This is a genomic window from Streptomyces sp. NPDC053079 (assembly GCF_044546695.1).
GTDB lineage: Bacteria > Actinomycetota > Actinomycetes > Streptomycetales > Streptomycetaceae > Streptomyces.
Genome location: NZ_JBITZJ010000004.1, coordinates 262,058 through 282,234, shown reverse-complemented (window position 1 = coordinate 282,234; position 20,177 = coordinate 262,058). Strand labels below are relative to the sequence as shown.

The following is a 20,177-nucleotide window of genomic DNA, read 5'->3' as shown; positions in this document are numbered from 1 at the left end:
CTGCCTCACGTCGACTCACTTCACCCGCAGTAACCACGGGCGCAGAGCAGCACGGGCAACGCAGGTCACGAGGGGCCCGAACGGGGGCTCACGGGCTCGGAAACCCGTACACGGGGGGAGCTGCTAGGCGTATCGCCCTGGGTCCGATCCCGGGGGGAGGGAGCACCCCCAGGTGGTGGCTCCGACCGCGTCACTCATCGTGACGAGATCCGGCCCGGGTGCTGCTCCTCCGGACGCCGCCGGCCTGGTCGCCTGGCCCTGCCGGCCGCCCCTTCGAACGCGCTCTTCTGCGCGTGGCAGGGGTAGCAGACGCCCTGCAGGGCAGTATCGCGGTGGTCGTCGGTCATGGCCTTGATGTGGTCCACCTGTGTGGAGCGGCGCACGGCGCAGATGCGGCACAGGGGGTCTCGGGCGAGGATCCGGGCTCGGATCACCGACCAGTTCCTGGGCAGGCGGGCGGCGCGGTTGCTGGTGTGCCAGGGCAGGGCCGTCACCTCCTGGCGTGTCGGTGACGGTGGAGCCGGTGCCCGCCCCCGGGTTCGAACCGGGATCTCTGCGGCATATCCGCGACGCAGTGGCCGCGCATCTCTCCCTTGGGTCAGGCGGGCGTGTGAGGGGTCCGCACGAGCTTGCAACCCTGTTCGGCGCACCCCGCCCGTGTGGGCGGGGGTATTGGTTACTGATGGGCGGTGCGGACCCCTGGCGGTCCGGGCCGGAGTCGAACCGGCTGGGCCCCACCGTGCGGGCGGGGCGGCTCCCTGGTGAGCGGCGGGACCGTGCCGCCCTGGTGGGCGGCGGGCAGTGTCAGGTGGCAAGTGCTGCGGTTGCCTTGCGCGGGTCGCCCTTGACGAAGGTCAGGACGTATTGGTGGTGGCGGCCGATTTTCCGGGAGGCGCGCCACTGGGCACCGAGCCGCATGGGAACGGTGCCGAGGGAGTTGAGGAGTACGGAGTCGTTGTAGAGACGGGCGCCGGCCGCTTCGTGGGCGGCGATGGTGAGCGGCACCAGGCCGCGCAACATGCCGGTGCTGCCTCGCACTTCGCCGACCACCCATGTGGTGAATCGGTTCGGCGCCAGGCAGCGCACCGTCTCCACGATGATCTCCCGGTACGCCTGCTCGAACTCGCGCCACCGCATGGCAGACAGGTCCGCCGGGTGATCGCTGTAGCGCTCAAGGCTGTGATACGGCGGGCAGGTGAACACGTAGTCGAAGCTGTCGCCGGGGAGGCAGGGAAGCTCTTCGGCGCTGTCGCCGAGGATCCACCGGGGTTCGGCGGCCAGGAGATCGCGATCACGCCATGCGGCGGCGGTCTCCTCGTTGGCATCGACCTGGGAGGGGGACAGGTCGATGCCGGTGTACGAGTGGCCGTTGTTGGCGGCGACCAGGCCGCGCACGGAGCCACCGGCGAACGGGTCGAGAATGCTGCCGCCGTCGGGGCAGTACCACCGGTAGGACAGTTCGGCGAGGACGGGGTCGAAGGTCGACAGGCCCCCGCCGATCGTGGCGTGCTTGCTGCTGACCGGGTCGCTGCCGGTGCTGTAGGTGCTCACGTGCTCGCGCCCGCGCCTGCTGTGCAGGCCGAGTTCTTCCCAGGACCGGCGACGCGTCCGCCAAGGGCCGAGATCGGTGCGCAGGACGGAGAAGGGGCGTATGCCGTGCACCGCGTCCGACGCGGGCGGGGCGGCGCTCTGGGCGCGCTGGCTCATGCGGTCGAGCGCTCCCGTCCTGCAAGGTAGGCGCGCACTTCACGCAGTTCCACGAGGGCGCGGCCGGCACGGTCGTAGCCGCGATGCTCGACGTGGCCGCGTCGGATCCACTGGCGGACGGCGGACGGTGTAACGCTGACGTACCGGGCGGCGGCGACGGTGTCGCAGATGATCGGTGTGGGTGTCGGGGACACGTGCGTCAGCCTCCTCCCTGGCACGCCGAAAGCCCCGTCGGCGGGGGGACCAACGGGGCTTTCGAGTGATCACTTACCCCCGGTGTGCGGGCATACTGGGGGCGCTGTTGACGAGTGTGACACGGGGGGATGGAAACCCCAAACAGGTCTCCCTGGGGCAGGGGTCTCCCACAGCCCCGGGTGGCGAGGCTAGGAGGTCGTGAACTTCACAGACCTGAAGTGGAGCGAAGCCGGGGTCGCCGTGCACGAACTGCCGGGTGCCGTCGACGGGGTCGACGATCCAGACGGGGTCCTCGCCGCACAGCGAGGCGAGGATGCGCGGATCCGCGTGCACCGCTTCCTCCCCGACCACGACCGAGCCGGGCAGCAGGGCGGTCAGCGCGTGGGTGAGGTGCTCCTCCGCGAGCCGGTCGGCGACGGTCACGAGGTCGTGCGGGCCGTTCTTACTCGATGATCTCGTCCGCGGCGAGCTGCCGGAAGCGCGGCAGTATCTCGGCCGCGGCCGCTTTGCGGACCGCTTCCTCCACGTCCGTGAGATCGCCTGCGAGGAACCTGTCGACCATGTGGACCATAGGGCCATCGAACCACGTCGCACCGACATTCGATGCAGCACGGGTGACCACCGGGCGACGCCCCGGTGAACCCCTGTCCCCACCGGCCGCCCACCGGGGCGGTCCGCTGCCCGGCGACGCGGGACCCGAGCCCCTGGGCAGGCGCCGGGGCCCGCGGCGGGACTGCGGGCCCCGGTCGCGTCGCGTCTCAGGTGCTGCTCACGGGGTGGCCCGGAACATCACGGACCTGAAGGTGAATTCATCCGGCCTCGTTTCTTCGGATGCGAGGGTGGCCTTGGGGTCGCCTTCGCACCCCAACTCCTCGTACACGTCGGCGATGGCGTCGGTTGTGTTGTTCGGCCCGAATACGTAATCGGTGGACACAAGGGGGATGTTGTAGCACTGGCCCAGCGTCGGGTTGTCCAGCGTGCCACCCATCCTTTCGCCTTGGTCGGTGTAGCCGTAGAGGAATGACCCCTCCGCCGCCACCGCGTATGCGGGGGTGGAGGCGGACAGGGCAAGGGCGAAAGAGCTCGCGACGGCGAGCAGCGTGATACGCAGGCGCATGGAATTTCCCTCCGCGTGGCGGGCCAGGACTGGCCGGCCCCATGGTCCCGGCACGCGGACAAGGACCATACCGATTGCCCCTTTTGATGATGTTAATCCACCCTGGGGGATGAATTTGAGGGAGAGGTGGACGCGCCTTTCACCCCATAGGGACGTAACAGTCAGTCCTCTTGTCCGTTTACCTAGCTGGAGCGGCCGGATTCCGATAGTCCGGTTACCTGCTTCACCTCTCTCCCGCTCAGTGAGGAGCCACCATGCCAGGAAGCCTCAAGACCCGTCTCGCCGTCGCCCTGGGCTCGCTGGCCCTGGCCGCCGCCGGCGTCGTCGTCGCCGCACCGGCCGCCAACGCCACCGGCCCCGAATGCGCCAACTCCCTCGCGTCCACTGCTCCGGCGCGCAACACCACCGCCGGCGACCTCTTCTGCGGGGTCGGCGGAGCCGGCCTCCCGACGGTCAGCGAGCTGGTGTGCAGCACCGGACTCACCCGGGTCTCCCAGGTCGGCACCGCGCGGGCAGCCAGCGCCTGCGCCCAGGCCCGCCGCTGAACCCCCACCCGAGAAGCGCTGTGAGCACGCCGCTGCTCACAGCGCCACCTAAGAGGCCGCCACGACCGACAGTTGGCCAGTATCGCTCCATCAGTTAGTGGCGGTCGAACGTTAGTCGGATACTAGGAGTAACGCCTCCCGTCGTGCCCGAGCAGCAGGTAAGGATTTTCAATAGAGAGCGCCATCAGCTTCGGCGGCTAGGGCTGCACTGAGGTCTAGGGCGTCCCAGGTGGCGCGGCACCATGGGCAGGTGACGGTAGTGGCGCCGGGGACGTAGCGAAGAACGGCGCCGCAGGTTCCCCTGCGGCCGATCTCGTCGAGCACCGGTACGGGGCAGCGCCCGATGCGGCGAGCGCGTTTCGCGGGGTCGAGCATGCCCGTTGCGGTGCGGTGCAAGTCGTTTATCTCGGCGGCGAATTCGTTCACCGCAGCGTGTTCTTCGACTGCCCACGGGAGGTTCGCACGGAGGGCCGCGGCAGCCTCGGCGAGGGGGTCGTTGCGGTATGCCGGTGCGTCCCAGGAGAGGTGTTCGTGCCAGTCACGGAGCCAGCTGTCGAGGGTGGCCGTCACGGAGGTGATGACGTCGAGGACGTCTAGACGGATCGGCGCGGCCGGCTCTGAGCTGGCCCGGGTTCGGCAGGCGGGGGCGGCGGTGTGCACGCCGGGCAGCAGAAGGCCGTGGAGGTCCCGGACCAGGTCCGGGAGCTGGGCGAGGTGAGCGGTGATGCGCTGTTCGCACAGACGGCAGGCGTATCGGTGTTGTTCGTCGGCCCACAGGGTGCGGGGGCATATACAGCATGCAGGGCGTTCGTCCGCCCTCCGCTCCGCGCCGTGAGCGGGGGTCTCGCAGTGCTGGGTGGCCCGGCTGTCGTAGGCGTCGAGGCGGGCGTACAGGGCGTCAAGGGCGTCGTCGGTGATGGTGCTTGCGGTGTGGCGGGTCACGCTGCTGCCTTGGTGTGGTCGGTGCGGCGGGTCTTGAGTCGTGCGGTGGTGGGCCGGTAGCCGTGCTCTTCCTCGGTACGGCCTCCCCAGATGCCCCACTCCTGGTGTTCACGGGCCCAGTCGCCGCAGGCGGTGCGGACGGGGCAGCGGAAGCACAGGGCCTTGGCGGCGGCCACGCGTTCGAGCTGTTCCTTCTGGCGCTCTTGCCGGTCGGGCGGGAAGAACAGGTCCGGGGCGTCGGTGCAGGGCAACCGCGCCTCGTCGGTGCTGGGCACGTAGGGCGGTGGAGCGATCTTGATGGGGAAGGGCACGGGGGTCTTTCCGGGTGGAGCGGGGATGGACGGTTCAAAACGGCGCGGGGCCGAGCCGCTGTACGGCCGCCTGCGGGCCGCTTGCACCCCCGTGGGCGCCCGAGGGCCAATGGGGGGCGGCTGGGCCCGGAGTGGGGGCGCTGGCACCGCTGGTGGGGCGTATGGGACGGGAGAGGCTGGTGAGCTGCATCTGAAAGCCGGTGTGACGGACGCCGTCGCGCTCGTAGTCGTCGGGGCGCAGGTGGCCCGTGACCGTGACCGGGTCGCCCTTGGCGAGCTGGCCGGCGGCGGCCTCGGCGAGGCGTTCCCAGGCGGTGCAGCGCAACCAGAGCGTTCCGGCGTCCTCCCACTGGCCGCTCGAGTTTTTCCGGCGGTCGTTGCAGGCGACGGTGAAGGAGGCGACCGGGCTACCGGTGCCGGTGAAGCGAAGGACCGGGTCGGCGGTGAGGTTGCCGGTGGCGGTCAGGCGGGTCTCAGTGGCCATCAGCGGGTGACTTCCTTCGGGACGGTGCGACCGGCGCAGGTGAGGAGTTCATGCAGGGGCCGGCGGCGGGCGGTGGGGTCGGCGGCGCGCGTGCGCTGGGCGCGGAGGGCAACGAGGTAGGCGCGGACGTCGTCGGGGTCGGCGTCGGGCACCTCGGGTGACTGCCCGGGGCCGTGGACGTGGCGGATGCGTCCGGCGCGGGCGCGGCGTATCTCGGCGATGATCTCGGCCGGGCTGACGAACGGCTGTCGTCCGGCGACCGTGGCGGCGGCCTGCCGGGCGTCGCCGAGGTCGTAGGGGCCAAGGACGTCGTGCCAGGCGTCGGGGGTGTAGGAGTCGAGCTTCTGTTGCGGGCACAGGGCCCGGACGTATCGGGTCAGGACCACGGTCTCGTCGGGGGTCATGCGGTGAGTGCTCTCGGTTCTTCGTGCGGGGTGTCGGTGGGGTGTGCGGCCATGCGGGCGCGGGCGCGGGCCATGGCGCGGTCGAACAGGTCGTCGCTCGCCTGCTGCTGGCGGTCGACGGCCGGGGCGGGGGCGGGCTGGTCCGGGGCGCCGGCGGGGGCGGCCGGCGTGGCGTCCCAGACCTTGATCAGGTAGCGGATGCTCCGCGGTGGCCGGTCGGGGTTCCAGGCGCGCCGTGCGGCGTCGACCAGGCGGGCGACGGGGACGCGGTCGAGGTGTTCCCGCAGGGCTTGGCGGTCGGCGCTGTCCGTCCGCCATTGCAGGTGGCATCCGGCGGCGGCGAGCTGATCGGCGAGGGCCTGCGCGAAGGGCGGGACGCCGGACGCGTCCGCCTTCCGCTCGGGGGGACGGAGGGGGGACGGTTCTATCCCGCCAGGGATAGAACCCGGGACGGGTACGGGACGGGTACGGGTCGGGGCGCTGTTAGTCACGGGGTGACTGACGGCGTTAGTAACGCCCGGCGTAACGGCGTTACGCGCCTCCTCCTCAGGGGCGGTCGTCGTGTCGGTGTCGGCCGTGCGGCGCTCTCGAAAGCGCCTCTGACGTGCGGCGTTGCGTTCTCGCTCTGCCCGGACGTGGTCGGCGGTCGGCTGGTAGTCGTGGAAGTCGTGCAACACCCAGCCGTCGTCAACGCGCTTCCACAACCCGGCGTCTTCGAGCTGCCGTGCTGTCGCCGTCATGCCGCGCACGTGCGCCACAAGGCGCAATTCCCGGTCGCCGACGTGTCCGTCGGTCAGGTTCGCCGCGCACCAGCACAGGGCGGAGACATGCAGCCGGAAGGCGCGGTCCGACAGCATCGCCACCTTCCGGTGCGAGGGGAAATGATCGTCCAGGCGGACCCAGGGCACGGGGGTGTTCTCTCTGTCTCGTAGGTGGTCAGTGGGATGGCGTCGGGCCGGTGGTGTTCACGCGGCTACGGCCTCTTGGTGGGGGGCGGTGAGCCGGTAGACGGCGATGTGGTGGCCGTGGGTGTCCGGCGACGTGGACGGCACCGTTCTGCCGGTGTTGCTGATGGCCCGGGAGGCGGCCAGTCCCCGGACGGCGGCCCCGAGGAGCCCGTGGGGCAGGTCCGCGGGGAGACGGTCGCGGAAGTCGTTGGCGGAGAACTCTTCGACGGTCAGGGCGTGGTCGAGGATGAGCGCCTGGACCAAGGCGAGCTGTTCCCGGTCGGCGGCGGCCCGGATGCGCTCCAGGAGCCGGTTCGCGCCCCGCTCGGCGCGGAATTCGTGCAGGGCGCCCATCACGCAGCCTCCGCTTCCTGCTCGATGACCTCGCCGGGGATGACCTCCGGCATCTCGGGTTGGGCATCGATGGCGTCGGGGCGGCGGTCGGTGCGCACACTTCCGTCGTGGGCGAGGGCCCGGGACAGTTCGGGGCCGGTGGGCAGGAGCTTGCACAGCTCCCGCACGCATGTCTTCTTGGCCATGGCTTCGTAGTGGTCGCGCCACGGGCCGGAGTCGGCGGATCGCGAGTGCCGGCGGTGCCGCTCGATCTCCTCCGGTGGCAGCACCACGAACGCCGATCCGCCCCGGGTGGTGGTCGCCACGGCGTAGTACGCGACTGGCCGACCCCGGTCGGTGAGGGTGGGCCGGTGCACGAGCGCCGGCGTCAGCCCGTACTCATGGCGGAAGTGGTCGCCCTCGTACACCACGCGGGCGTCCAGCGTCTTGGCCAGGGGGGATTTCCACCACAGCTTGACCATGCCCTTGTACCCGAGCACGAACGTGCACTCGCGCCCGTAGGGCACCAAGTACGCCTCGCCCAGGGGGCCGGGCTCCACGCCGAGCTGCGCGCAGGTCATGAGGGAGCCGAGGAAGCTTTCCGGGGTGGTCTGCTGGAGCTTCGGGCTCCGGCGAAGGGTGGTCAAGGCGACGCGCGCCATGCGGTCGGCGTCCGTCTGAGCCCACGCCGGCAGCACCCGGGCGATCTCCGGGCGCATGGCCTCCACCTGGTCGGCCAAGGTCACCTGCGCGTGCTGCTGCCGCTGGCGGGCGGCCACGGCGGTCTGTATGGGGCTGGTCATGCGGCGAGGTCTTCCGTCAAGAGTCGGGGGTGCGGGATGAGGGCGCGGGTGCTGCCGTCGTTGCGAGTGCTGCGGGTGGCGACCTTCCGGCCAGCAGCTTCGGCCCGGCGGGCGGTGCCCATGGCGGACAGGACGGCCGCCGACGCGGCGCGCTTGGCGTCCTCCGCCTGGCGGTGATCCGTGAGCGCCTGCCGGTAGGTCTCGGCGACGTCCGGCGCGATATCGGCCACGGTGTCGTCCACGGCCCCCGGGAGGCGTTGGACCGTGCGGTACGTGGCCGGGTGGCCGTCGACCGGCGGCGGGTCGCCCGCCCGGATGCTGTCGAGGAACGCAGCGGCACGGTCCCGGAGGAACACCGCCTCGCCCTCGTCCCGCGTGATGGTGTACTCGCGGTAGTCCTGGCCTGCGACCAGGACGACGACGTGGGCGACGTCAAGGCCCAGGGTGTCGAGCTGCCAGACGACCTGGCACCGGTAGGTGACGGGCACCTGGTCCGTCCCCACCTCGCCCCAACCGTCGCCGTAGCGACTGGTTTTGATCTCCAGCAGGGCCGCAGGGCCGCCGTCGGCCGGCGTGATGATCCGGTCCGGGGTGGCGCGCTGCCAGTCCCGGGCCCGGCTCGCCCACGTCCCGGTCTCATGGACATGCAGTTCCGGGTGGGCCTCGGCGAAGGCGTCGGCAATGACCGGTTCGAGCCGGGTTCCCCATCGCATGGCGGCCGTCGGGGCCGCCTCTTCAGCGGGCAGGGTTCCGGCCTTGTCGTGCCAGAGGGAGAGCGGGGACCGCCAGGGCGACAGCCCGACGATCACGGCGGCCTCCGTGGCGGTGACGACCAGGCCGGACCGCGCGGCCGTCCACTCCGGCGTGCCGGGGTCGAAGGCACCGAGCAGTCGGGCGGCCGGGACGGCAGGCGGGATCATCGGGCACCACCGCGTCGGTGCCGTCGGCGTCGGCCGGCGGGGATGTCTGCTGTGTGCTCCAGCCACGCGAAGGCGAGGGCGCCCACGATGGCGAACCCGACGATGGCCCAGGCAGTCACGAGCGATCACCGCCGACCACATGGAAGGGCGCCGGGTATGCGGAAAGGGGAATAGGAATGCGAGCCATTTTTGGTATGCCTAGGAAAGCGCAGAGTGACAACGCTTCTGCGCGCGAGGTGAAAGGGATGGGCTCGGCTTCGCGGGGCGGGCACGGACGTAGAACGTCGACGCTTCACGCAACGTGGCGACGCGCGCACGTAGAAGCCGGAAGGCGGACCAGCGCATTCGGATGAGCGCCGAAGGTCGGCCGAAGAAAGGTCTCTGCCCTGGCGTCAGGCGGGGCAGGCTGCTGAACCTCTCACGAAACCGCAATTCGATCACGCGAAGGCGGTAGACGGTTTCGCAGGCAGCGACGGGTAAGGACCTGGGGATGTCATGGATCACGGGGAGCCCGTGGCACAATCACCTCTCACGGGTTCGGGGCTTTTGCTCAGGATCCAGTCGGGTGACTGCGGATCTTCGAATCTGCGTGTTGCGTGACGACGGTGCCGGGCCGTGAAGGTTCCTACGCCATTGAGCGGCCTGGCACCGCAAAAGATTCTTTGTGACCGTGCGCGCTAGTGGCCCATGCCGGCGCCGCCATCGACGGGCAGCACGGCGCCCGTGATGTACGCCGCCTCGTCCGAGGCGAGGAAACGCACGGCATGCGCGATCTCCTCAGGCCGACCGACGCGCCCCAAGGGGATCTGCGTAAGCATGTCCGCCCGCCGTTCTTCGGCGACAGCGCCGCTCATGGCCGTTTCCGTCAGGCCGGGGGCCACCACGTTGACGGTGATGCCTCGGGAGCCGAGTTCCCGCGCGAGGGAACGGGAGAAGCCCACCAGGCCGGCCTTCGAGGCGGCGTAGTTGGCCTGCCCTGCTTCGCCCCGCAGGGCAACCGCGGAAGAGATGACGACGACGCGCCCCTTACGGGCCTTCAGCATCCCCTTACAGGCGCGCTTGGCCACACGGAAAGTGCCCGTCAGGTTAGCGTCCACCACGCTCGTGAAGTCGTCCTCAGACATCCGAAGGAGAAGCTGATCCCGGGTGACGCCGGCGTTGGCCACCAGCACTTCCACCGGGCCGTGGATCTCCTCGATTTCCTTGTACGCCTGCTCGACCTGCTCCGGATCGGTGATGTCGCACTTCACCGCGAAGAAACCGGCGGGCGGTTCTCCCGATCGGTAAGTGATCGCGACCTTGTCGCCTGCGGCGGCGAAGGTGCGCGCGATGGCGAGGCCGATTCCCCGGTTCCCCCCGGTGATGAAGACAGAACGGCTCACGCCGACTCCTTGAACTAGTCCCGCTGTTGGCCTCCACTTTGCCTGATTTTCGGCCCGCCATGTTGGAATAGAACACTTCCGGAACACGCCAGTTCCGGTTTCGGGGGGACTAAAGTCCTTGTACGGAGCGAGCAAGATCGCATTCGACGAGTAATCATAAACCGCCAATGATCTTACTCGGGTTGATTCGTAATGGCGTCAGTTACTATCGAGTACTTGCCTGGGGCATCGATCCGACGGTTCGTTGAATCCCGGAGCAATCGGGGGCTGACGGATCGTTGCAGCCAACCCATGGATCTTTTTGTGTGAGGGCGGCGCAATGAGCGAGCAAAACGACCTGGTGGCGGTCGGACGGATGGTCAGGCAATGGCGTGAGCGCGTGGACCCGGAAGACCTCCCCGGCTTCACCGCACGGTACGGCCGTCGGCGGGGCCGCGGGCTCACCCAGGAAGACGTGAGTCACTTCGCCGGCTTCTCCACCCGCTGGTACAGCAACCTTGAACGTGGCGTCTCCACGCCCTTCTCGGACGAGTTCCTGGACTGCGTCTCACGCGTCCTGGGTCTCACCGAGGACGAGCGGCTGACCCTCTACACGTACACGGTGGGCAGGACGCCGCCGGAGGGGCCGCAGATGGACACAAGCGTCATCGGCCCGGCACTGGCCCGGTTCGTTCTCATGCAGCCCTACCCCTGCTACGTCTCCGGACCCGAGTGGGACATCCTCATCCACAACGCGGCGGCCTCGCAGCAGTGGCGATGGATGCCCCACGGCGTCAACGTGATGATCTGGGCGCTGACGTACAGGGAGGCACGCCTTCAGCTCGTGGACTGGGAACAGACCTGGGCCAGGCCCATGGCGGCACAGCTTCACCTGGCGATGCGCAACAACCCCGACAATGCGCGCATGCGAGAGGTAGTGGAAGAGGTCCGAAAGGACGACGTCGCCCGGCGCATCTATGACGAGAGCCTGGCAAACGTCCACCCGGACGGCTCACGGCGTCGTGTCTACCTGCCGCATCATCATGACCAAGAATTTGAGGTCGTCTTTCTCTGCTTCTCTCCCATGCGTGACCCCCGGTATCGCGTCATGACCGTGGTGCCGGCCAACGAATGCGACAGCGAACGCTTCGCGGTCCCCGTTTCGAGGTTGCTGCACGCGGCTTCCTGAACCTTCTGAAGTGGATGCGCCGGACATCGCCGTGGCCGGCGCATCGTTCATGCCGCCTCAGCGACACGTGAGCCCGAGCCGTCGCGGCGGGGGCGAGGCTGTGTGACCTCGGCAACCCTCCTTGGGCCTTGGGAACCCTGGACGTAAATTGTGCATAGGTGAGATGTGCGCCAAGCCGACTGACCAGCCCACGAGTTGAATCCGGTCATCGCGTCTCTCCGTGGATTTCTGCCCCAAAGGTCGGTAGAGCACGAAGGGCGAGACCCTCCGGTAGGAGGAATCCCGCCCGTCTCGTAAAGGACTTACATGGACCTCGACATCATCGTTCGAACCCGAGAAGACTGCATGGACGAGTTCTGGGACCTCGTGGCAGTGCTCGCTGTGCAGTACGAAGACGAACTAACCGCTCTCCGGGCCGCTGCTACGCAGCCAGTGCCGGCTTGATCCTGGGCGGCGGCGCGACCCACAGCGGGTAGACCTCGATCTTTCCTTCCGTGTCCTTCCCCGGGTGGACGCGGATCTCTCTGATCAGCTTGCCCGCAAGCTCCCTCCGGTCTGCCTGCCCGGCCACGGAGTAGACCTCAAGGGCCGTAGCGATGCGCTGCTGGTCCGGGCGCTCAATCACCTTGGGCACATTCTTGATCTTGTCTTGCAGCTCGGCGCTCTCCTTGAGGAGGGCGCCCTTCTGCGTCTCCAGCTCGGCACGCTTGCGTCGAGCCGCGTCCTTGGAGATCAGCTCCTCAAGGACTGCATCCGTCAGCTTGTCCTCCTCGCGGCGGATGTCCGCGAGCTGAGCCTCGATCTCGCTCAACCGCTTCAGGTAGTCGTCGTTCTCATCACCCTGGGCGCGGATCTTCGCCATCCGAGCTGCAAGCTTCCGCGAGGTCTCGGCGTCCATCGCAGCCTCCTGCGCCAGCCAACGCTGGAACCGCTTCTCGGCAACGGCGAGTGAGATGTACACGCCTCCCAGTGGGCACGACTTGTTGTCGATGTGGTTCGCGCAGCGGAAGGTGACGTCCAGCGGGTTCGTCAGGCCGTCGATGAGCGGGCGCCGATGCTTCTTGCCCCGCAGTGCGGTCTGCATGCGGCCCCCGCAGCCCGAGCATCGCAGGTGGCTCGACAGGGAGTAGCGCGCCTGATTCGTGAAGTGGTGCTTCCTGCTCTGGGTCATGCGGCGCTTGGTGTAAGCGTCCCACAGCCGCTCGCACTCCACCGGGTCATCGATGACGGCCTTGTGTGCGCCGCCGTAGTAGAGGTACGCGGTGATGTCGCGCTGACGGTTGACGCGCTTCTTCTTCGTGCTGCCGTCCTCGCGGGTGATGACCTTGTGGCCGAGTTCCGGAATGAGGTAGCGCACGAAGCCGAGGCCGAAGCCGGTGTCGAGCGTGGCGTGGAGGTCGCCGGACGTCCAAGGCTTGCCCACGAACGTCGTGAATCCGCGCCTGTTAAGGCCCATGACAATCTTCCTGACCGAGATGCCCGCCGCGTAGTCGCGGTACATCTGGGCCAGCACCGGGCCTGTCACCGGATCCACATTCAGGATGCCAGGACGACACCTGGGGCACGTTTCGAGCTTCTTGCCGAACTCCCACTTCGGGCAGGTAAGGCAGCGGTAGTAGCCGAACTTTCCACGGTTGGCGTGGGGAAGGCCCCGATTCCTGCGGCGCTCGAACGTGTCGCGCCACATGTCGGCCTTCTGGTTCGACTCAAGTTCGGCAATGTTCAGCATCTGAGCGATGGCGAACCTGCCGATGGTGGTCTTGCCGTCGAAGTCTTCCTTGGCGGCGCGTACCTCGACGCCGTAGTCCATCAGGGCGTCAAGATGCTGAAGCGACTCGCGAAGGTTCCGACCGAAGCGCGACCAGATCCAAAGGATCAAGACGTCAAACACCTTGTCCCGAGCCATCTGCTTGATCTCTTCGATCTTGCGCTCTTCGAACTCTCGGCCTGATTCGCCGAGGTCCATGATCGGCTCAAGAATGACGTCGATGTCATTGGCGTCGGCCAGCGCCTGGGCATGACCTACCTGGAGTTCCGGGCTGATCATGTCAGCTCGTGCCTGCGATACGCGGACGTAGATGAGGCCGCGCTTCCTGCGCTTAAAGGTCTCTGGAAGGCCATCAGCCTCCGCGGGGCGCAGGCGTATTGGTGCAGGTGCAGGTGCCACGGTGATGCTCACGTCCTTGACGTTACGAGGGGAACTGATTTCTCCCTCGTCGCAGGACGCAAATCCCTAAGTACCGAGACTTAAACGATATCCGTAATGATCGATACGCGGTCGTGGCGAAAGATCACTACGCCGCGGTGCTGTAGTGCCTTTGCGATGCGACGAACATCGCACCCCCGCCGGAGATGCGGCGCACCACCGTCATGCCGTGGCGGGCAGCCCCCTCCGGGTCGACCTCGTTGCGCAGCGACTGGAAGCTGCCGATGACCACGGCGGGGGAGCCCCACTCCCACACGCGCAGCGTCGGCGGGCGCCGCCCGGCGGCGACCTCGGCGGTCAGGACCTCGTCCAGGGCCATGTGGAGGGCGGGCGACTGCGGCCCGTCGTGGATCAGCTCCCACCGGTAGTCGGTCCAGTCGGTCGCGTTCGCCACGGCCCGGCGCACCGCGATGCCGACGGCCTCCGAGGTGAAGCCGAACATCACCGTGCCCTCGGGCAACGCCGCCTCGACGCGGGCCGCCAGCTGCGGGGCCGGGGTGTCGGCGGGGGCGCCCTCCAGGGCCCGGTTGATGTCGAGAAGGGCCTCGTCGGGCTCGAGGAAGAAGTCGCCGGCCACCCGCACGTCGCGCAGCACCCCGTCCGCGACCTCCACGTCGACGACGACGAGCTTGCCGCCCCGCACCTTGTATTCACCGTGCACGGCGCATCCTCCAGCGTGCTTCCTCCGGCCGGCCCGGCCGGCCGGCAGCGGAAACAACCGTAACTCCGTCATCTGGCCACGCGTTCGCCGCGAAGCCCCTTACACTCTGGCTACCCCCCACCCCGCCCTCCCGGACCGCCGGGCGCCGGCTCGCGACCGGGTGCGGAGCCATGCGCGGAACTGCTTCGCGCAGCAGTACACCGGGGGGAATCCTCATCGTGAGCACGTTCACCGCGCGGCGGACCGCACGGGCCTGTGCGGCGCTGTTCGCCGCGCTGGCACTGGGATTCGGCGCCGTCGCCTGCGACGACGGCGACAGCAAGAAGACGCAGGACCCGAAGCCCACCGTCTCGACGGCGACACCGTCGGAGATAGCCGAGCCCACCGCCACGCCCACACCCAGTCCGACGCACGCCCCCACGCCCTCGTCGAGCAGCGCCTCGCCGACCCCCTCGCCCACGCCGCCGGCCAAGGCGGACGCCGGTTCCCTCGGCGGCGCCGTGTCCGGCGGTTCCGGCGGGTCCGGTTCCACGTCCACCGGGGGAGGCGGCGGCTCGTCGTCCACCACCGGCGGCTCGCACAGCGGGGCCTCCGCGATCTGCAACGACGGCACGTCCTCCTACTCCGCGCACCGCAGGGGCACCTGCTCCCACCACGGCGGTGTCGCGCAGTGGCTCAAGGACCTGCCCTCCTGAGCCCACCCCGGGCAGCAGGGCCGGCGAGGGGTTCACCGCGGGGACACCGTGCGGCCATCACCACACCACCGATTGTCGGTGCGACGTGGTTCGATGGTTCGTATGATCGATGAATTTCTCGCAGGTGATGTGAACGATGTCGAGGAAGCGGTCCGCAAGGCGGCCGCCGCGGAGATCCTGCCGCGCTTCCGGCAGCTCGCCGCGGACGAGATCGTCGAGAAGAACGGCCCCCACGACCTCGTGACCGTCGCCGACCGGCTCGCGGAGGAACACCTCACGCACGCGCTGACGGCCCTGCTGCCCGGATCCGTCGTCGTCGGCGAGGAGGCGGTGCACGCCGACCCGCGCATCCTCGCCTCGCTGTGCGGCGAGGAGCCGGTGTGGATCGTCGACCCGGTCGACGGCACCCGGCAGTTCGTGAACGGCGACCCCGGCTTCGCCACCCTGGTCTGCCTCGCGCACCGCGGCGAGCTGCTCGCCTCCTGGACCTACGCGCCGGCTCTGGAGCTGATGGCGATAGCCCGCAAGGGGGAGGGGGCGGTGCTCAACGGCGTACCGCTGCGCTCCGGTTCGCCCGAGCCGGGCAAGGACCTGGAAGTCGCCACCTCGCACTACGACTTCACCACCGACGAGCAGAAGCGGGTCCTGGCGGCGCTGTGCACGGAAGGCGTCGCGCCGCGCCCCTGCGGCTCGGCGGGGCTGGAGTACCTGCACGTGGCGCAGGGCTCGCTCGACGCGGTGGCCTTCTCGTGGGAGAACGCCTGGGACCACGCGGCCGGGCTGCTGCTGGTCGCCGAGGCCGGCGGGGTCAGCGGGACCGTCGCGGGGGAGCCGTTCCGGATCGCGGGCGGCAACGCCCTGCCGTTCAGCGCGGCGCGGGACGAGCCGACCCTGCGGCATATCCTGGGCCTGCTGGCGTCCGCCGGCTGACAGGCAGGGACGAGGGGAGTCCATCCGGTGGCCACCATGCTCGACGCCGTCGTCGTGGGAGCGGGGCCCAACGGGCTGACCGCCGCCGTCGAACTGGCCCGCCGCGGCCTCGCCGTCGAGGTGTTCGAGGCGGCCGACGCCATCGGCGGCGGAGCCCGCACCGAGGAGCTGACGCTCCCCGGCTTCCGCCACGACCCGTGCTCGGCCGTGCACCCGCTCGCGGTGCGCTCGCCGGCGTTCCGCGCGATGCCCCTCGACCGGCACGGCCTGGAGTGGATCCACCCCGACCTGCCCATGGCGCACCCCTTCCCCGACGGCACGGCCGCGGTCCTCTCCCGGCTCGTCGGCGAGAGTGCCTCCTCGCTCGGACCGCGCGACGCGGGCGCGTACCGGCGGCTGGTGGCGCCCTTCCACGGCCGGTGGGACACCCTCTCCGCGGACTTCCTGCGCACGCAGTGGGACGGGCTGCCGCGCGACCCGGTCACCTACGCCCGGTTCGGGCTGGTCGCCGCCCAGTCCGCCACGCTTCTGGCCAGGAGCCGCTTCCGGGACGAGAAGGCCCGCGGGCTCTTCGCCGGGCTCGCCGCCCACGGCATCGCCCCGCTCGGCGGCTTCGGCACGGGCGGCATGGCCCTGATGTTCGCCCTCGCCGCGCACGAGTGCGGCTGGCCCGTCCCGCGCGGCGGCTCGCAGTCCATCGCCGACGCGCTCGGCTCCTACCTGCGCGAGCTGGGCGGCACGATCCACACCGGCTTCGAGGTCAAGCACCTGGACGACCTGCCGCCGGCCCGCGCGTTCGTCTTCGACACCTCGCCGACCGCCCTCGCCCGGATCGCCGGACTGGGCGACGCCTACCGCCACTTCCGCTACGGCCCGAGCGTCTTCAAGCTCGACTACGCCCTGGACGGGCCCGTGCCGTGGACGGCCGAGGCGGCCCGCCGGGCCGGGACGGTCCACATCGGCCCGACCATCGGCGAGATCGGGGCTGCCCTGCGGGCAGCCGTCGGGGGTGACGACCCGTCCGTCCCCTTCCTGATCACCGCCCAGCCCAGCATCATCGACCCCACCCGGGCCCCGGAGGGCAAGCACACCTTCTGGGTGTACGGGCACGTACCCAGCGGCTGGGAGGGCGACGGCACCGAGGTGATAGAGCGTCAGATCGAGCGCTTCGCGCCCGGCTTCCGCGATCTCGTCCTCGCCCGCGCCACGGCCGGGCCGCCGGAGCTGGCGGCCCGCAACGCCAACTACGTCGGCGGCGACATCGCCACCGGCTCCGTGGCCGGCCTGCGCCTGGTGATCCGCCCCCGGCTGGCCCGGGTGCCGTACGCCACCTCGCACCCCGCCGTCTTCCTCTGCTCCTCGGCGACCCCACCGGGGCCGGGCGTGCACGGGATGTCCGGGCACCACGCGGCGAAGGCGGTATGGCGGAGCCTGCGCGACGCCTGACCGGGGGCTCCGCCCCCGGGCCCCCGGTCCTCGAACGCCGTGGAAAATCAGGCGGCCTGCGCCAGGTCCGCCAGCACCCCGGACCGCAAGGTCGCCGGATCCGTGCCCAGCCGCCGCAGGACACCGGCCGTCACCTCGTCCTCCGCGTCCAGAATGCCCAGCAGCACATGCTCGACGCCGATGCGCCGGTCCCGCAGCGCCAGCGCCTCCCGCAGGGAACGCTCCAGCGCCTTCTTGGCGCGGCGCGTGAACGGGACGTGCGCCTTGGTGCCGCCGCCGCGTCCGAACAGCCGGCGCGGGGCCGGGCCGGCCGGCGGCGGTGCGTCGAGCGCGCCCGGGCCGAAGGCGTCCTCCGCCCTGCCGCGCACGGCCTCGAGGTCGATGCCGAAGGCGCGCAGCGCCTCCGCGTCGCCGTCGTCGAAGGGCCGGGGCGAGCCGATCGCGGCCCGGCACGCCTCGGGGGTGATCCCGAGCCGGGCCAGGGTGCGGGCGCCCGGCGCCCCGGTGCGGGCGACCACCCCGAGCAGGAGGTGTTCCGGGCCGATCCACGCGTGGTCCAGGGCGCGCGCCTCTTCCTGCGCGCTGACGACGGCTTCGCGCGCGTCCTTGGTGAACCGTTCGAACATGCCTACCTCCTGGCGTGCTTCTTGTGGACTGCCTGCCTGCTGACGCCCAGCGCGGCCCCGATCTCCTCCCAGGACCAGCCCTGCCGTCGCGCGCTGTCGACCTGGAGTTCCTCCAGGCGCTCGACCAGCCGCCGCAGTGCGGCGACGGCCCGCAGCCCCACGTGGGGGTCCGCGTTCATGGCGGCCTCGGTGGTGCCGACCGCGTCCTTCGCATCCGTTCCGGCCATGCTGTCAACCTAGGGTGACACCGCGCGCGTGTCAACCAGTGTTGACATGTGGGTGGGGAACGCCGCGGACGGTGATGTCGGATTTCCGCGAGCCCCACCGCCCCGGAAGCCGGATCCTTGAGACATGCACACCGACTTCGACCGCTGCGTACGGGCCGTGCGCTCCAAGGACGCGCGCTTCGACGGCTGGTTCTTCACCGCCGTGCTGACCACGCGCATCTACTGCCGCCCGAGCTGCCCGGCCGTGCCGCCGAAGGACCGGAACATGACCTTCTATCCCAGCGCGGCCGCCGCCCAGCAGGCCGGGTTCCGGGCCTGCAAGCGCTGCAGACCCGACGCCAGCCCCGGCTCCCCGCGCTGGAACGAGCGCGCCGACCTCGTCGCCCGCGCCATGCGCCTCATCGGCGACGGCACGGTCGACCGCGAGGGCGTACGCGGCCTCGCCGACCGCCTCGGCTACAGCACCCGCCAGATCGAACGCCAGCTGCGCGCCGAGCTCGGCGCCGGTCCGCTCGCCCTGGCCCGCGCCCAGCGCGCCCAGACCGCCCGCGTGCTGATCGAGACCAGCGCGCTGCCCATGTCCGACGTCGCCTTCGCCGCGGGCTTCTCCTCCATCCGCACCTTCAACGAGACCGTCCTCGAGGTCTTCGCCCTCACCCCCACCGACCTGCGCGCCCGCGCGTCGCGCGGCCACGCCCCGGCCACCCCCGGCACGCTGACGCTGCGTCTGCCCTTCCGCGAGCCGCTGTGCCCCGACAACCTCTTCGGGCTCCTCGCCGCCACCGCCGTCCCCGGCGTGGAGGAGTGGCGCGACGGCACGTACCACCGCACCCTGCGCCTGCCCTACGGCCAGGGGACGGTCGCGCTGCGCCCCCGCCCCGGGCACGTCGAGTGCCGCCTCGCCCTCACCGACCAGCGCGACCTGGCCGGCGCCATCAGCCGCTGCCGCCGGCTGCTGGACCTGGACGCCGACCCCGAGGCCGTCGACGGGCTCCTGCGCGCCGACCCCCACCTCGCGCCCCTCGTCGACAAGAGCCCCGGCCGGCGCGTGCCGCGCACGGTGGACGCCGAGGAGCTGGCCGTCCGCGCGGTCCTGGGCCAGCAGGTCTCGACCGCCGCCGCCCGGACGCTCGCCGCCCGGCTGGTCGCCGCGCACGGCGAACCCCTCGCGATACCCGGCGGCGCCGGCACGGGGCTGACCCACCTCTTCCCGACGGCCGGGGCGCTGGCCGCCCTGGACCCCGCGGCGCTGGCCATGCCCGCCGGCCGCCGCGCCACGCTCGTACGGACGGTCGGGGCCCTCGCCGGCGGCGAGCTCGCCCTCGGGCCCGGCAGCGACTGGGCGCGGGCCCGGGCCCACCTCGCCGAGCTGCCCGGCATCGGGCCCTGGACGGCCGAGCTCATCGCCATGCGGGGCCTCGGCGACCCCGACGCCTTCCTCCCCACCGACCTGGGCGTGCGGCGCGCGGCGGCCCGGACCGGACTGCCCGCCACCCCCGCAGCCCTGACCCGGCACGCCACCGCCTGGCGGCCCTGGCGCGCGTACGCCGTCCAGTACCTGTGGTCGGCCGACGACCACGCCGCCGCCCGACCGCCCCTCACCAGCTGAAGGAAGCCACCATGTCCCGCGTCCACACCGTCGTCGACAGCCCCTACGGGCCGCTCACGCTCGTCGCCGACGACGGCGTCCTGTGCGGCCTCTACATGACCGGCCAGCGGCACCGGCCGCCCGAGGAAAGCTTCGGCGACCGCGCCGAGGACGGCCCGTTCCCCGAGGCGGTGCGGCAACTGGAGGCCTACTTCACCGGCGCGTCGGACCGGTTCGACCTGCCGCTGAGTCTGGTGGGCACCCCCTTCCAGCGCCGCGTCTGGGAGGCGCTGCGGGAGATCCCCTACGGCCGGACGGTCTCCTACGGCGAACTCGCGGACCGCATCGGCTCCCCGGGCGCCTCCCGCGCGGTCGGCCTCGCCAACGGCAAGAACCCCATCGGCATCATCGTCCCCTGCCATCGCGTCATCGGCGCCACCGGGAGCCTGACCGGTTACGGCGGCGGGCTGGACCGCAAGCGCCGGCTGCTGGCCTTCGAGCGGGCCGGGGAGCGGCTGTTCTGAGGTGTCCTGACGTATC

23 protein-coding genes and 2 pseudogenes are annotated in these 20,177 nt (G+C 70.6%); 7 read left to right on the top strand and 18 right to left on the bottom strand.

Annotated features, from left to right (window positions below; all coding sequences use genetic code 11):
* Positions 1-194 precede the first annotated feature (194 nt).
* The 5 genes and pseudogenes from ACIGXW_RS17055 to ACIGXW_RS17035 all read right to left on the bottom strand — a co-directional run bounded on the left by ACIGXW_RS17055 (position 195) and on the right by ACIGXW_RS17035 (position 3,019).
* Positions 195-494 carry an HNH endonuclease signature motif containing protein gene (locus ACIGXW_RS17055; protein WP_399573718.1) on the bottom strand — a complete coding sequence of 100 codons (300 nt, stop codon included), beginning with the start codon at positions 492-494 and terminating at the stop codon, positions 195-197.
* Between the two features lie 310 nt (positions 495-804).
* A complete protein-coding gene (locus tag ACIGXW_RS17050) occupies positions 805-1,707 on the bottom strand; it encodes a class I SAM-dependent methyltransferase (RefSeq protein ID WP_399573717.1) in 903 nt (300 codons plus the stop codon).
* Positions 1,704-1,901 (bottom strand): hypothetical protein, encoded by a 198-nt coding sequence (locus ACIGXW_RS17045; protein WP_399573716.1) that lies wholly within the window; start codon positions 1,899-1,901, stop codon positions 1,704-1,706. Before ACIGXW_RS17045 ends, ACIGXW_RS17050 begins: the two co-directional genes overlap by 4 nt.
* 184 nt (positions 1,902-2,085) lie before the next feature.
* Positions 2,086-2,464 (bottom strand): annotated as a pseudogene (locus ACIGXW_RS17040) (inositol monophosphatase family protein); the annotation flags it as partial.
* A gap of 207 nt (positions 2,465-2,671) precedes the next feature.
* Positions 2,672-3,019, bottom strand: a complete 348-nt coding sequence (locus ACIGXW_RS17035; RefSeq protein ID WP_399573715.1) for a hypothetical protein — start codon at positions 3,017-3,019, stop codon at positions 2,672-2,674.
* A gap of 254 nt (positions 3,020-3,273) precedes the next feature.
* On the opposite strand from ACIGXW_RS17035, the gene ACIGXW_RS17030 reads away from it, so the two are divergent.
* On the top strand, positions 3,274-3,564 hold the full coding sequence (locus tag ACIGXW_RS17030) for a hypothetical protein (protein ID WP_399573714.1): 291 nt from the start codon (positions 3,274-3,276) through the stop codon (positions 3,562-3,564).
* A gap of 168 nt (positions 3,565-3,732) precedes the next feature.
* Here ACIGXW_RS17030 and ACIGXW_RS17025 read toward each other — a convergent pair whose 3' ends face one another.
* The 9 genes from ACIGXW_RS17025 to ACIGXW_RS16985 all read right to left on the bottom strand — a co-directional run bounded on the left by ACIGXW_RS17025 (position 3,733) and on the right by ACIGXW_RS16985 (position 10,090).
* Complete coding sequence (locus ACIGXW_RS17025) at positions 3,733-4,506, bottom strand: hypothetical protein (protein WP_399573713.1); 774 nt, start codon at positions 4,504-4,506, stop codon at positions 3,733-3,735.
* The gene (locus ACIGXW_RS17020; RefSeq protein ID WP_366683512.1) at positions 4,503-4,817 is read right to left on the bottom strand and encodes a WhiB family transcriptional regulator; all 315 of its coding nucleotides are present in this window, start codon (positions 4,815-4,817) and stop codon (positions 4,503-4,505) included. The genes ACIGXW_RS17025 and ACIGXW_RS17020 overlap by 4 nt, the downstream gene beginning before the upstream one ends.
* 34 nt (positions 4,818-4,851) lie before the next feature.
* On the bottom strand, positions 4,852-5,301 hold the full coding sequence (locus ACIGXW_RS17015) for a single-stranded DNA-binding protein (RefSeq protein WP_399573712.1): 450 nt from the start codon (positions 5,299-5,301) through the stop codon (positions 4,852-4,854).
* Positions 5,301-5,705 carry a hypothetical protein gene (locus ACIGXW_RS17010; protein WP_399573711.1) on the bottom strand — a complete coding sequence of 135 codons (405 nt, stop codon included), beginning with the start codon at positions 5,703-5,705 and terminating at the stop codon, positions 5,301-5,303. The genes ACIGXW_RS17015 and ACIGXW_RS17010 overlap by 1 nt, the downstream gene beginning before the upstream one ends.
* Positions 5,702-6,613 (bottom strand): hypothetical protein, encoded by a 912-nt coding sequence (locus ACIGXW_RS17005; RefSeq protein ID WP_399573710.1) that lies wholly within the window; start codon positions 6,611-6,613, stop codon positions 5,702-5,704. The genes ACIGXW_RS17010 and ACIGXW_RS17005 overlap by 4 nt, the downstream gene beginning before the upstream one ends.
* A gap of 57 nt (positions 6,614-6,670) precedes the next feature.
* Positions 6,671-7,006, bottom strand: coding sequence for a hypothetical protein (locus tag ACIGXW_RS17000; RefSeq protein ID WP_399573709.1), 336 nt, complete (start codon positions 7,004-7,006; stop codon positions 6,671-6,673).
* Positions 7,006-7,788: a recombinase RecT gene (locus ACIGXW_RS16995; RefSeq protein WP_399573708.1), complete on the bottom strand. Its 783-nt coding sequence runs from the start codon at positions 7,786-7,788 to the stop codon at positions 7,006-7,008. Before ACIGXW_RS16995 ends, ACIGXW_RS17000 begins: the two co-directional genes overlap by 1 nt.
* Positions 7,785-8,708 (bottom strand): YqaJ viral recombinase family protein, encoded by a 924-nt coding sequence (locus ACIGXW_RS16990; RefSeq protein ID WP_399573707.1) that lies wholly within the window; start codon positions 8,706-8,708, stop codon positions 7,785-7,787. The genes ACIGXW_RS16995 and ACIGXW_RS16990 overlap by 4 nt, the downstream gene beginning before the upstream one ends.
* 677 nt (positions 8,709-9,385) lie before the next feature.
* On the bottom strand, positions 9,386-10,090 hold the full coding sequence (locus tag ACIGXW_RS16985) for a beta-ketoacyl-ACP reductase (protein WP_399573706.1): 705 nt from the start codon (positions 10,088-10,090) through the stop codon (positions 9,386-9,388).
* A gap of 319 nt (positions 10,091-10,409) precedes the next feature.
* Between ACIGXW_RS16985 and ACIGXW_RS16980 the strand changes: the two genes are divergently transcribed.
* Positions 10,410-11,258, top strand: coding sequence for a helix-turn-helix domain-containing protein (locus ACIGXW_RS16980; RefSeq protein ID WP_399573705.1), 849 nt, complete (start codon positions 10,410-10,412; stop codon positions 11,256-11,258).
* Positions 11,259-11,679: 421 nt separating this feature from the next.
* Here ACIGXW_RS16980 and ACIGXW_RS16975 read toward each other — a convergent pair whose 3' ends face one another.
* Together ACIGXW_RS16975 and ACIGXW_RS16970 are read right to left on the bottom strand one after the other, a co-directional pair.
* A complete protein-coding gene (locus ACIGXW_RS16975) occupies positions 11,680-13,437 on the bottom strand; it encodes a recombinase family protein (protein ID WP_399573704.1) in 1,758 nt (585 codons plus the stop codon).
* A 148-nt stretch (positions 13,438-13,585) separates the two neighbouring features.
* Positions 13,586-14,125: pseudogene (locus tag ACIGXW_RS16970) on the bottom strand (biotin/lipoate A/B protein ligase family protein); the annotation flags it as partial.
* A gap of 218 nt (positions 14,126-14,343) precedes the next feature.
* Between ACIGXW_RS16970 and ACIGXW_RS16965 the strand changes: the two are divergent.
* From ACIGXW_RS16965 to ACIGXW_RS16955, 3 genes are all read left to right on the top strand, one after another.
* On the top strand, positions 14,344-14,820 hold the full coding sequence (locus ACIGXW_RS16965; protein ID WP_399573703.1) for a DUF3761 domain-containing protein: 477 nt from the start codon (positions 14,344-14,346) through the stop codon (positions 14,818-14,820).
* A 102-nt stretch (positions 14,821-14,922) separates the two neighbouring features.
* A complete protein-coding gene (locus ACIGXW_RS16960; RefSeq protein WP_399573702.1) occupies positions 14,923-15,750 on the top strand; it encodes an inositol monophosphatase family protein in 828 nt (275 codons plus the stop codon).
* A 36-nt stretch (positions 15,751-15,786) separates the two neighbouring features.
* Positions 15,787-17,196 (top strand): phytoene desaturase family protein, encoded by a 1,410-nt coding sequence (locus tag ACIGXW_RS16955; protein ID WP_399574045.1) that lies wholly within the window; start codon positions 15,787-15,789, stop codon positions 17,194-17,196.
* Positions 17,197-17,243: 47 nt separating this feature from the next.
* Here the strand turns inward: ACIGXW_RS16955 and ACIGXW_RS16950 are convergent, their stop codons facing one another.
* Both ACIGXW_RS16950 and ACIGXW_RS16945 read right to left on the bottom strand, forming a co-directional pair.
* On the bottom strand, positions 17,244-17,822 hold the full coding sequence (locus ACIGXW_RS16950; protein WP_399573701.1) for a Clp protease N-terminal domain-containing protein: 579 nt from the start codon (positions 17,820-17,822) through the stop codon (positions 17,244-17,246).
* 2 nt (positions 17,823-17,824) lie between these two features.
* Entirely contained in the window at positions 17,825-18,049 is a 225-nt protein-coding gene (locus ACIGXW_RS16945; RefSeq protein WP_360907359.1) for a hypothetical protein, read from the bottom strand.
* A gap of 124 nt (positions 18,050-18,173) precedes the next feature.
* On the opposite strand from ACIGXW_RS16945, the gene ACIGXW_RS16940 reads away from it, so the two are divergent.
* Complete coding sequence (locus tag ACIGXW_RS16940; RefSeq protein WP_399573700.1) at positions 18,174-19,658, top strand: AlkA N-terminal domain-containing protein; 1,485 nt, start codon at positions 18,174-18,176, stop codon at positions 19,656-19,658.
* An 11-nt stretch (positions 19,659-19,669) separates the two neighbouring features.
* Positions 19,670-20,161, top strand: coding sequence for a methylated-DNA--[protein]-cysteine S-methyltransferase (locus tag ACIGXW_RS16935; protein WP_399573699.1), 492 nt, complete (start codon positions 19,670-19,672; stop codon positions 20,159-20,161).
* Positions 20,162-20,177 lie beyond the last annotated feature (16 nt).